General features: G+C 35.4%; 12 protein-coding genes. 5 read left to right on the top strand and 7 right to left on the bottom strand.

The window, feature by feature from the left end:
• Positions 1–341 precede the first annotated feature (341 nt).
• The 3 genes from AC5YGG_RS16955 to AC5YGG_RS16945 are packed head-to-tail and all read left to right on the top strand — an operon-like array spanning position 342 to position 3,069.
• Positions 342–1,448 carry a phage tail-like protein gene (locus AC5YGG_RS16955; RefSeq protein ID WP_496145629.1) on the top strand — a complete coding sequence of 369 codons (1,107 nt, stop codon included), beginning with the start codon at positions 342–344 and terminating at the stop codon, positions 1,446–1,448.
• Positions 1,449–1,459: 11 nt separating this feature from the next.
• Positions 1,460–2,281: a phage tail-like protein gene (locus tag AC5YGG_RS16950; protein WP_496145628.1), complete on the top strand. Its 822-nt coding sequence runs from the start codon at positions 1,460–1,462 to the stop codon at positions 2,279–2,281.
• An 11-nt stretch (positions 2,282–2,292) separates the two neighbouring features.
• Positions 2,293–3,069, top strand: a complete 777-nt coding sequence (locus AC5YGG_RS16945; RefSeq protein WP_496145627.1) for a phage tail-like protein — start codon at positions 2,293–2,295, stop codon at positions 3,067–3,069.
• Positions 3,070–3,145: 76 nt separating this feature from the next.
• Here AC5YGG_RS16945 and AC5YGG_RS16940 read toward each other — a convergent pair whose 3' ends face one another.
• Entirely contained in the window at positions 3,146–4,186 is a 1,041-nt protein-coding gene (locus AC5YGG_RS16940) for an NAD(P)H-dependent glycerol-3-phosphate dehydrogenase (protein ID WP_496145680.1), read from the bottom strand.
• A 226-nt stretch (positions 4,187–4,412) separates the two neighbouring features.
• Between AC5YGG_RS16940 and AC5YGG_RS16935 the strand changes: the two genes are divergently transcribed.
• Complete coding sequence (locus AC5YGG_RS16935; RefSeq protein ID WP_496145626.1) at positions 4,413–5,435, top strand: M23 family metallopeptidase; 1,023 nt, start codon at positions 4,413–4,415, stop codon at positions 5,433–5,435.
• Between the two features lie 274 nt (positions 5,436–5,709).
• Here AC5YGG_RS16935 and AC5YGG_RS16930 read toward each other — a convergent pair whose 3' ends face one another.
• The 5 genes from AC5YGG_RS16930 to bamJ all read right to left on the bottom strand — a co-directional run bounded on the left by AC5YGG_RS16930 (position 5,710) and on the right by bamJ (position 9,615).
• Positions 5,710–6,882: a MoaF-related domain-containing protein gene (locus AC5YGG_RS16930; RefSeq protein ID WP_496145625.1), complete on the bottom strand. Its 1,173-nt coding sequence runs from the start codon at positions 6,880–6,882 to the stop codon at positions 5,710–5,712.
• 20 nt (positions 6,883–6,902) lie between these two features.
• The gene (locus AC5YGG_RS16925; protein ID WP_496145624.1) at positions 6,903–7,556 is read right to left on the bottom strand and encodes an NAD(P)-dependent oxidoreductase; all 654 of its coding nucleotides are present in this window, start codon (positions 7,554–7,556) and stop codon (positions 6,903–6,905) included.
• Between the two features lie 58 nt (positions 7,557–7,614).
• Positions 7,615–8,025, bottom strand: coding sequence for an Rrf2 family transcriptional regulator (locus AC5YGG_RS16920; RefSeq protein ID WP_496145623.1), 411 nt, complete (start codon positions 8,023–8,025; stop codon positions 7,615–7,617).
• 65 nt (positions 8,026–8,090) lie between these two features.
• A complete protein-coding gene (locus AC5YGG_RS16915) occupies positions 8,091–9,041 on the bottom strand; it encodes a hypothetical protein (protein WP_496145622.1) in 951 nt (316 codons plus the stop codon).
• Between the two features lie 139 nt (positions 9,042–9,180).
• Entirely contained in the window at positions 9,181–9,615 is a 435-nt protein-coding gene (gene bamJ, locus AC5YGG_RS16910; RefSeq protein WP_051934256.1) for a BamJ family beta-barrel-assembly machinery protein, read from the bottom strand.
• Positions 9,616–9,835: 220 nt separating this feature from the next.
• On the opposite strand from bamJ, the gene AC5YGG_RS16905 reads away from it, so the two are divergent.
• Positions 9,836–10,849 (top strand): catalase family protein, encoded by a 1,014-nt coding sequence (locus AC5YGG_RS16905; protein WP_496145621.1) that lies wholly within the window; start codon positions 9,836–9,838, stop codon positions 10,847–10,849.
• 237 nt (positions 10,850–11,086) lie between these two features.
• On the opposite strand, the gene AC5YGG_RS16900 is transcribed toward AC5YGG_RS16905, so the two are convergent.
• Positions 11,087–12,130 carry a TerC/Alx family metal homeostasis membrane protein gene (locus AC5YGG_RS16900; RefSeq protein ID WP_496145620.1) on the bottom strand — a complete coding sequence of 348 codons (1,044 nt, stop codon included), beginning with the start codon at positions 12,128–12,130 and terminating at the stop codon, positions 11,087–11,089.
• Positions 12,131–12,168: the final 38 nt, after the last annotated feature.

Raw genomic sequence — 12,168 nt, 5'->3', positions numbered from 1 at the left:
TCTTAAATTTTAATTAAAAAAACTTTTTTCCACTTCTTTAATAATTCACTAAAAGGTAAGTAATTACCATCTCTATAATTTATAAAAAATTAAGTTTATTTAAGTTTGCTGAACAGAATGCTTAAACCATAATAGTTTACGCTAATATATTTATTCAATAAATCGTGATAAAATATTACGTATTACACAATAAAAATCACATTAAATTGATAAATACATAATTTTATAGATTAAAATCTATAAAAAACACATAAAATATTCATTTTTAATATGTACCTTTCAATTAAATTAATTCATATTCCTATGTAATTAGTTAAAATTATTTCGTAAACATACTACAGATGAAAATTATTAACTTCGTAAGCACATTGTTCGCTACAGTGGTTTTTGCCCAAAGCGGAAGTGTAGGAATCAACACGTCCAAACCGGACCCCAGTGCAATACTGCATATCGAAAATTTCAATGGAGTTTCAGCAACTGCTACTGCAAGTATATCAGGTGGAGCAGTAAACGGAATTACCATTACAAACGGAGGAAGTGGGTATATTACAGCACCTACGGTAAATTTTTATGGAGGCGGAACTGTTGTAAATGGCGGAACAAAAGCCCGTGCAACAGCAAATCTTACCAATGGAGTACTTACCAGTATAACCATTAATAATGGCGGAAGCGGCTATACCAGCGCTCCAACCGTTGTCATCTCCGGAGGCAATAAAGGAATGTTATTTCCTAATCTGAATATTACAGACCTTAATAACACGACTTCTCCGGTAGCTTCTCCTGCCAATGCTCTTATTGGATATAACGGAGGTACCAATAGTAACAATAAGGCTTTGCATATTTTTAATGGCGCGGCAAATCAATGGCAAAGTACGATTGACGCTGAAAATACACCTAAAGTTGCTTACCTTGATTTCACCGGAAGTTTATCTGCATTGGATAACGCCAGTGCTGGTGTCAATACACAATTGCTGGTAAATCCTCCTACCATTTCAGGGGTATCAAACATCAATGGGTTCAAGGTTGTTCCCAATCCAAGTACCGGAGGGTATTCTTTGGTTCTTCCTCAGGGAAATTATCTGGTAGAAGTAAATCTGAATCTTAATTCTCCTCAAGAAAGTCCCTCAGGGCAAGGCGGAACGGCACCTCTTTCAGGCAGCACCTATTATCTGATGGGATATTTTATAGATTTTACCAACGATGTGTATAACAATACGAGTAATACATTCATCTCGGGAAGTAATACCAGAAAAGAGGTTCCGATTGTTTCTAAAGTGAATACCAACCATTTGGCAACCTGGTCATATTATTACAGTGTTCCAGTAAATGCCAATGCCAATATCATCGGAGGATTACGATTGCGACTGGGAAGAATGCAGAACAGTACTTTTTATGATCTGGTGAATATAATTCCTACAGGATCTTATATCAAAATATCTCAACTCTAAAAAAACAACATATGAAAAGAAGTTATATTCTGCTATTATTAATCATAGCACAGATAATACATGCACAAGTAGGAATTGGTAAAACATCTATTAATGCTTCTGCTGTGTTGGAGGTATCAGAATCTACGAATAAAGGAGTTCTTCTCCCAAGAGTTGATATTGTAGATATATTAAGCAATACCAGCCCGATAATTGCTCCGGCACCAGGTCTTATTGTATATAATAAAGGGAACTCTATCAGCCCGGGGCTTTATATCTGGAAAAACAACAGATGGACCCAGATGGCGGATACTTATAATCTTGTAAGTTATATGATGCTCCAGCGTTCTACGGATTATTCTATATTGGGAGGCTTTAACAACGGTACTTTTAAAAACTTAACAGATGCTTCTTTTACAGTAGTATCGAATGATATTGGGGCTTCTTACAGCACAACATCGGGAGCTATTACACTTCCTGGAAACAGTGGCTATCTGGTAAATCTATGCCTTAATATAAGAACTGCGCTTGAGAGCAGCACCGCCGGAATCGGAGGTACTCCTGTTCATCTTCATCAGTATTTGGTAAAACTTGTAGATCCCGTTACCGGTACTCAATATGGGAAAACAATCAGTATCAATGCCCAGTCAATTGCCAGTAATAAAACCCATACTTTAAATATGAGTTTTTCTTTTGTCTCTACTTCTGCAACACCTATCTCGTTGGTTCCTTCTATTGCTCATGACGACGGTGGTACTTATCAGATGGGTGCCGGTGGTACTACTCCGAATAACGGGGAGATCATCATTACCAATACAAAAGTGGATATTCAAAGATCAGCTCTTAACCAATAATTATAATGACAATGAAAAACTATATATATCTTGTTTGTATGTCTCTCAGTTTGATTGGCATATCCATTAATGCTCAAGTTGGCATTAATACAAACACCCCTAGTATAAGCAGCGTACTGGATATTAATTCATCGAATAAAGGTGTACTTTTTCCACAATACGATCTTGTGTCACTTAATAATACCTCATCCCCTATTGCCAATCCTACAGATGGTCTTATGATTTATAATAAAGGAGGGGTATCTACTTTGCCAAAAGGATATTACGTTTGGGTTCGGGATCAGTGGCAGCGAATCATTATTTCCGGAGCTGAGCCTCAGGCTTTGTCTTTGATTATTAATTCCGGTGTTTTGATTCCTACCGGAAGTACCAATAATACACTAGCGAACTTTACTATAGCAGCCAATAAAATCACAGGAGCATCATTGGGAAGTGATACTTCTACAATTACTTTACCGGCAGGAACTTATATCCTTCGTTATTCTGTAGACTCCAGCAATGCCAATAACAATAACGGGACTGCTAATACGCAATATCTTTCTCAGAATTTCACTTGTACACGGTCTTATATAATTAATGCTGCTACCGGAACAAATATTACAGAAACTAACAGAATGTGCCAATTGTCAAGTTCATTTACATTCTTTCAGGGCAGTTATTTTTTAAAATTAACAGCTCCTACCACCATCAAACAGAAATTTGAATTTGACACAGGAAACGGATTTACAGCCAGCAATTTGAATATAAGATCTTCATTAGTACTTGTTATCACTAAAATGAGTCAATAAAAAAAGCTTAAGTACGAATACTTAAGCTTCAGATATTATTTAAAATAGGGTTTCTTAGACAGGAACCTTATTTTTATTAATTCAGTTTTGCGGTTAACTTCTTAAACTGTTTTTCAGCATTTTTACCTTCATAAAGAATCGCGTATACCGTATCAATAATTGGTAATTTCAGGTTTTTCTGCTTAGCTGTTTTGTATATAGACTGGGCAGCATAATACCCTTCGGCTACCATGTTCATAGACTGGATTGCAGATTTTACGGTATACCCTTTTCCGATAAGGTTTCCAAGATTCCTGTTTCTGGAGAAAAGAGAGTATGCAGTTACCAGAAGGTCTCCAAGGTAAGCACTTTCATTCACATCTCTTGGTGCTTCGTAGATTGCTTCAAGGAATATTTCCATTTCACGGATCGCATTGGAAACAAAAACCGCAGTAAAGTTATCTCCATATCCTAATCCGCTTGCAATTCCGGCTCCAATGGCAAAGATATTTTTAAGAATGGCACTGTATTCATTCCCCAGAATATCCTTACTTGTTTGTACTTTGATAAAATCTGAACTGAAGATTCCTTCCAGTTTCTCTGCTGTTTCATCTTCCACAGTTGCAATGGTAAGATATGAAAGTCTTTCCATAGCTACTTCTTCCGCATGGCAGGGTCCTGCTATAACAGCCTGATTTCTGAAACCAATTTTAAATTCATCACGAAGGTAATGCGCTACAACATCATTAACCTTAGGAATGATTCCCTTAATTGCCGAAACAAAGATTTTATTGGAATAATCACACGTCATTTTCTCCAATGTATCCGAAAGGTAAATGGACGGTGTTGCCAGAACAATAACATCGCAGGCACCCACCAATTCATTAATATCAGTAGTCAGTTTTAAGCTTTTCAGGTTGAAATGAGCTGCGGTAAGATAAGTTGGATTATGACCACGAAGTTCAATGGCTCCTTTTACAAACTCACTTCTTACACACCAGTGTACTACTTTACAGTTTTCAACAAGCATTTTTACGATAGCAGTGGCAAAACTTCCGCTTCCTACTACTCCTACAGAAACATCCTTTTTAGTCTTTTTTGGATTCGAAGATTCTGAAATAATTTTCTTTTTAGCCATAATTGGAATGTGAACTGCAAATATATTAAACATAGATTTAACAGAATACTTTCAGGCATGATAAAAACCATTTTCTGAAAAAAATAATACTTCAACACAATTAAACACACAATTCAACGTTAGATACTGAAAAAACTGAATTTTAAATAAAGATATATCACTAAACTTATTTTTAATTAAATTTGCAGTCTTAAAAAAAACGTTTTAATATTCTAAGAGAGGAAATATGAAAAAATTTCTAAACAGCAAGAAGAACGTAAACATTCTCCTGGGAGGACTTTTATTAGTAGTTTTTGCACAAGGTATCTTTATTGCCAAACTATTCTCAGAAAAGGATGACAAAAACTATGAAGTAAACCTTGTAAAAATAAACACTGAAAAAGACAGTGTAGATTATCTGAAAATGAAAACAGATCTTACTTTGGTAGATCAAACTGTTGCTCAGCTGAATTCTTTCCTGAAATCTAAAGATATTTCGAACGAAAAGCTTATGATGCTTGATCAGGATAGCATTGCCAATTCTATTTATCTTTCCAAACAAGCCAATCGATACAGCCAATATCTGATGGATATGCAAAAAAAACTGATGCAGGTTCCACTGGGAATGCCTACAGACGGCTATATTTCATCTAACTTCGGAATCCGTAAAAATCCTATTCCATTCAAAACTGTTTTTGCTTCGGTAAAGACAAGTGCCGCTCCGGAAACAAAAGCAGTTGCAGCTGCTCCCAAACCGGAAGTAAAAGCTGAACCGGTAGAGAAGATAGTGGAATTAACTGACAGCTACGGAAATAAAAGAGAGGTAAAGGTAATGGTAACTCCTAAAGCTACTCCTGTTGCAGCAGCACCTACAGCTACTTCTACATCTACAAAAGCTGTTGCCACATCATCTAAAGCTCCTCTTGAAAAAAATAATCCGCCTGCAGAAGCTGATCAGATGCAATTCCATAAAGGATTGGATATTGCGGTTGCTTTCGGGTCTGATGTAAGGGCGGCGGCAGCTGGAACTGTTATTTTCTCGGGACAAAAAGGAGGATATGGAAATTGCGTGATTGTTTCCCACGGAAATGGGCTTGCCACTCTTTACGGGCATTTATCTCAACTTGTTTCTAAAGTGAATGAGAAAGTAAAAGTAGGTCAGGTAATTGCTAAATCCGGAAATTCCGGACGTTCTACAGGTCCTCACCTTCATTATGAAGTACACAAAAATAATACTCCGGTTAATCCGAGATTATTTATGAATCTATAAAAGAAAGCTGTCTCAGTTGAGGCAGCTTTTTCTTTTTAAACACAAAGCACACTAATAATTTCTCAAATATCACAAACATTATTATTGCATTGACAGATCTGCGTAATCTGTGAAATCTGCGAGAGATTTTAACTCAAAGTTTTAAGATTCTTTCTGTTTGATTCTAAGGAAGCTAAGACTTAATCAGCAATCTGACTGGATGAAGTTTTGAGAATCTCTATATGGGTAAGCTTTGTAATATTACACTAAAACAGCTGCCTTAGGCAGCTGTTTTTTATTTTATAATCTTAAAAGTACCTTTCGGATGAGTAAAAGTACCGTCTTTTCCTGCAATATTGGAATACACTATATTTTTATTGTAATCCTGGATGTGTGTTACATTGAAACCTAAATGAGGCTCATGCCAGTACACCATAAAAACATTCTTTGCAACTTCTACTGCTGTATATTCTACCGTATCTGTACTGTCTTTTGAACTTCCGGCAGTTCCGGTAAAGGTCATCGTTTTGTTATCTTTAAAATCCAGAAGGAATTTTACAGCTCCAAAATCAACTTCCATTTTCTGTCCGATAGCGGGATAAGGTGATTTTAAATCCCAAGCCATTTCTCCAAGAAAAACTTTTACCCCCATTTCCAATTCATCTTTTCCGGGAAGGTTCGGATATTTTTTCACCATATAATCTACAATCGAAGGAGTAGTTTTATGCTCTGTAACTGCTTTTTTATAGTTTTCCAGATATCCTTTCACAAAATCAAGGGATGTAGGTGATAAAGATAATTTGGCAAAGTGTGATGGAACTACCTGTTCAGGCTTCAAAGATTTCATCGCATCTATTTGTCCTATCCATTGATCAATAGCCTTTACATTCTGTGTATCTGCCATCCAAAGATGTGAATCTACAGATACTGAAATCCCTCCCGCAATGGTTTTGACAGACGGAATCCAAAGAAAACTGTGAGCCGGGTCTTCAGGGTTTTGTTTAATCTCAATTGTATTACCCTCCAGATCAGGAACAGAAGTTACTGCTTCCGGAACAAAGATTTCTGATGGAGCATCCGCTTTCAATTGTGGTGCCCAAACAGCTAATTTATCATCTTTTGAAGCGGAAATAAGATAAGCGGTCTGTGCTGTAGAAATGATTTTTACGTTTGGAAATGCTTTTTTAATAACATCCAATCCAAAATAAAAGTCAGGATCGCTGTGGGAAATAAAAACCGTCTTTAAATTCTTTCCTGTTGATTTGATTTCTTTTACCAATTGTTCTGCATACTGCTTTTGAAACTGTGCATCAATAAGCATTGCATCTTTATCACCGTAAACAATAGTAGAAGTAATGGGGAAAATAGCCTTGGTTCCGGGGTTATACACTTTTACCTTCAGATTTCCTGCAAATATGCTTATGAAACCCAGAATGGCAATTAATGATAATAATTTTCTTTTTAACATTTTTGTTCTTTTTAAATTAATTAGTAAGCTGCTGTAAAACGTTCACGGATATGATTGTTTTGTTCAAGCTCATCCACTAAAGCTACTGCTACATCTTCTACAGAAAGACGGCTTCTTCCGTTTTCATCAAATACCGGAGTTTCTAATGAAGTTCTGTATTTTCCGGTTCTTGCTCCTGTATTTGCCTGATTCATTTCTACTGCCGGGCTGAAGAATGTCCAATCCAAAGTATTATTCTCTTTGATCTTGTTTAAATAATCTCTTGCAGCGGTTGCTCCAGGTTTGTAAGCATCAGGGAAGTCCGGTGTATCTACGATCTGTACATTCTCCGGTGTATAAAGGCTTCCCGCTCCACCTACTACGATCAGTCTTTTTACTCCTGATTCTTCTACTGCTTTTTCAATGTTTTCAGAACCGTTCAGAAAATCATTGTAAAGATTAGGATTGGTCCATCCTGCATTGAAAGCACTGATTACAGCATCACTTCCTTTCAAAGCTTCTGCTAATTCTTCTACATTATTTACATCTACGCTTTTAGCTGTTACGTTTTCTTGTGTTTTTACCTTCGATGCGTCTCTTACTAATGCTTCCACTGCATATCCTCTGTCTGCTAATTCTGTTACGATGTGTGATCCTACAAATCCTGTTGCACCGATTACTGCTACTTTTTTCATAATATTTTTATTTTAATTAATTGTAATAAATTTTGTTACATTTATAGTTAAAAAAATTTTATTCGAATTGATCTGCGAATTCCTGCAAAGACTTATCTCCTAAAAAATTAATAACCAACTGATCTGTTTCTTCAAATAATGTATTTAAATGAACATTGATTTCTTTTCCTACACTACAAGCCGGATTAGGATTCTGATTTTTCTTTCCTAAAACTTCTGTATTCTTAACCGCTTTATAAATGTCAGAAATTGTAATCGTCTCAGCATCTTTGGCAAGCTGGCTCCCGCCTTCTTTCCCTTGTCTGCTTATAATTAAACCAGCTTCTCTTAATACACTGATTTCTTTTCTTACGATTACAGCATTTACATTAATACTACCGGCAACCCAATCAGACGTTAACCAATCCTGAGGGCTTTTTGCCAATAAGGTCATTATATGTACTGCCGTAGCAAATCTTGTATTGTTCATTGTAATTACATTGCAAAGATAGACAAATTTTAATTGTAATAAAATATATTACAGTTAAATTTTTCTTAAAGAATCAATTTGTCCAGATCCAGGAGTAAATAATTGATATTTTGATTAATCGTTCTGGTCGCAGACTGCATCTGATTGAGCATTGCTGCACGGTTATGAAGATCATCTGCCCTGTAAAATCCTCCGTCACTGAAAATAACTGAATGATCTGCTGCTGCTTTATCATCATCAAATTGATAATGAAGCCATCTTTCCTTCATATTTCCGATGATTGATCGCTCTTCCCTGTTCGAAAACTTTTTCTCTGTATACATATACCAAATGAAAGGCGGAAAGTTTGGCGACTCCAGTTTTTCTCTCCAAATGTCTCTTAAAAGGTTTCGTTGATGAATAAACTCTACTTTTTTTCCTTTGGGATTAAGTGTTGCCAAACCAAATCCAGCTCCCAAGACCCCTCCTCCAATATCAATGGCATTGCTCCAACCCTGATCTCCTACAATTCCTCCGGCAATGGAAGCTGCTGCTCCGGTAATGATAGAATATAAAATCAGTTTATTATTTCTGGATGAATTAAGATTATCAACATAGTTTCCTATCTGTGCCACTCTTTCGCCTTCACAATCGAATTCAGCAGCCACAGCATCTAATTCTGTAAGCGCAATGGTAATTTTACTGTTTATTTTGGTTTTTAGCTGTAAAACTTTAACCTGAGAGGCTAATGATGAATCTTTTTTAAGATCAATAATCTCATGAACTTCATCCAGATTATCCAATGCATTTAAAATTAAAATACTCTGATCAGAAAAGAGTTCTTTCAGTTCTTTATTGGCAGCAAGTATAGAATCCGAGTTGTAAGACGGAACTTTATTACTGTAATTATATTTGAAAGGGGCTTTACAATAGCTGTCTTTAAGAGTAAGTATATTCTGCTGAATCATCTGATTCTTCCTGGAAACACAGGAAGTAAGCAGACTGAAAACAATAAAAAGGTAAAAGAGTTTTTTCATTCAAACCAATTTTTATACAACAGCTGAATCATTTATCAGAAATCATTAATCAGTTTCAATAATTCATCAACACGAATATAGTACAAATAAAAAAATTTACCTGAAATCAGGTAAATTTTTAAGCTATTTTTAAGCTGGATTATTTAATATCCAGTAATTCTACTTCGAAAACAAGCGTACTGTTTGGTCCGATCTCTTTGCTGATTTCCTGATCACCATAAGCAAGGTGTGGAGGAATAATAAGTCTCCATTTGCTTCCAACAGGCATTAGCTGAAGAGCTTCTGTCCATCCAGAGATTACTCTGTTTAAAGGAAAGGATGCAGGAGTTCCTCTTTTTACAGAGCTGTCAAATACTTTTCCAGAAATAGTGGTTCCGTGGTAATGACATTTTACTGTAGATTTAGGTCCTGGCTTTGCTCCATCACCTTCTGTGATAATTTCATATTGCAAGCCGCTTGGTAATTGTACAACACTTTCCCTTTTACCGTACTCTTCCATATATTCCTTACCGTCTTTCAGATTCTTTTCTGCTAATTCTTTTTTACGTTTAAATAACATATCTGCTACTCCCATATTATAATTTTTTACAAAGATAAGGCTTTTTGATATTGAAAAACATGTGCCTAAAAATTTAAAATTCAAACACTTAATGATATTATTCAATCAAAATCGCACTTAATATTGAATATCACCCTGTTAGTTTGCATTTTTACGACAATAAAATTCAAACAATTGTAATAATTACTTAACACAGATTTCAAAACTTGGCGTTATAATTGGATTTAAAAACTAAATGCCAAATCCAATACAATATAACAAGAAGTTTGACGAGCTGAATGAAGAGGAAAAAGAGCTTCTTGAAATCAACAAAAAATCAATTGCCGATTTCGTTGAGCAATCCTCTTCCATAAGTGACGTGAATTACGCAACCAGAAATGCTCATGCAAAGACTTATGCTGTTGCCAAGGGTACCTTTTGGGTAGACTCTTTACTTCCCGAACCATTAAAACCTTTTTTTGATAAGGAAAAATTTGATCTGATCATAAGGTTTTCTAATGCCCAACTTAAAATTAAAAATTCAAGAAATGATTTTCCTGCGTATGGTTTGGCTGTACAGATCAGGGATGAAAACAATAAACTGCTTTCCAATTATCCATTGGTAAATTTTCCTTTATTCCCGGTTAATTCGGTTTCTACTTTTTTGAAGTTGTTCACAGCCATTAACCGTTTTTATATGAATAAATGGAGCAGTTTTTTTTCACTGATTGCTCAGGCTGTTAAAATACTACCTTCTGTTTTCACCGGGTCCTTTATAAGAAATACTTTAAAATTAATAAGTAAAAGAAATGACTTTATCCTCTCTTTTGACTTCTATTCCGTAGGTGCTTTCCGATTAGGAGATTATATGATGAAGATAAAGCTAAGCCCAAAATCAATCAATAAGAATATCGGTAAAAAACAGGGAACAAGAAAAAGCTTGAGGAACTATCTTTATAGAAATGACTTTACAGCTGATGTTCTGGTTCAGTTTTGTTATGATCTAAAAGACCAACCTATCAACAAACTGAATGTGGAATGGAAAAATTCTCCTTATATTAAGATTGGTGAGGTGAAAATAGATAAAAATTCTTTATTGAATCCGCATGAATCCTGCAATGAACTTCTTTCTTTCAATCCTTTTGAAAGTAAGGCAATTTTTCAGCCTGTGGGAAAGATACAGAAGTTGCGTGATGAAGCTTATAAAGTGTCTGTGCAGACCAGGAGAAAGATTAATACCCTTTTGCATGGAAAAAAAAATGAGCTGTAATAACAGTTTTTATTAATTTTTATGCTACGAATGCACGAATTTTTTATTTATAAATAATAATTATATTCTTCTGTAGATCAATATTTTATACTATAGAATATTGTATAATACAAAGATTTTATTCGTGCACTAGTGGCAAGAAAAGATCTGGATATACTTTTTGTTTACTGTTTCCCAGCCAAAAACAAAAAAGCCTCCAGAAATATATTTCGGAGGCTTTCATCTATTTTAAATATTTTATTTTTCTTCCAATTTTTCTTTTTCATCTTCTTTATCAGGGAAGATAATAGATAGAATAACTGAAATCACCAATACACCTCCTACAATTCCTAAAGAAACCGGAGATGAAATGTGATACCAAGGCGCAATAAGCATTTTCACTCCAATGAATGAAAGGATAATTGCCAATCCGTATGGAAGTTTGCTGAACATATGAATAAAGTTTGCCAACAGGAAGTATAATGATCTAAGTCCTAAAATAGCAAATATATTGGATGTATAAAGGATGAACGGGTCATCTGAAATAGCAAATATGGCAGGGATAGAGTCTACTGCAAAAAGAACATCGGTAAACTCGATAACACCTACTACTACTAATAGTGGAGTTGCCATTTTGATTCCGTTCTGAATTGTAAAGAACTTATCACCGTCGTAATTATCGGAAACTTTCCAGAAACTCTTGATCAGTTTTGCTCCGGCAGTATTGCTGTAGTCTTCATCTTCATCATCACCGCCATCTCCCCACGATTTGATTCCTGCATAAACAAGGAATAATCCAAACAGAGTCATTACAACGTTGATTTTTACAGCTTCGCCAAAAATATTCATTTCAGGAAGATAAGTAAGATTAATAAGCCCTACTCCTGCAAATATGAAGATCGCTCTGAAGATCAAAGCACCAATAATCCCCCAGAAAAGAACTTTATGATGAAGAAACTTCGGAACTTTAAAGAAACCGAAAACAAGGATAAAAACGAAGAGGTTATCTACAGAAAGAGCCTTTTCAATCCAATAGGCTGCCTGATATTGTGTAAATTTCTCTACTGCCAAAGCATGGCTTTCAGGGGTTCCGTCGGTATTGAAAACCCAATATACCACTCCTGAGAAAACCATAGAGAGTGAAATCCACACAACGGTCCAGATGGTTGCTTCTTTGGAAGATACTTCATGACTTTTTTTATTGAAAATTCCTAAGTCAAGGAGTAGCATGATAACCACTGTTACCGCAAATCCCCACACCAAACCAGGGTGAAGGTCTAAAATACTTTGATGTTTTTCCACTTTAGTATGTTATTATATGATAAAAGCAATAGATGCAC

The organism is Chryseobacterium sp. CS2K3 (assembly GCF_059515185.1).
Note: the sequence above shows the minus strand (reverse complement) of the source record. Positions and strands in the feature narration are given on the sequence as shown.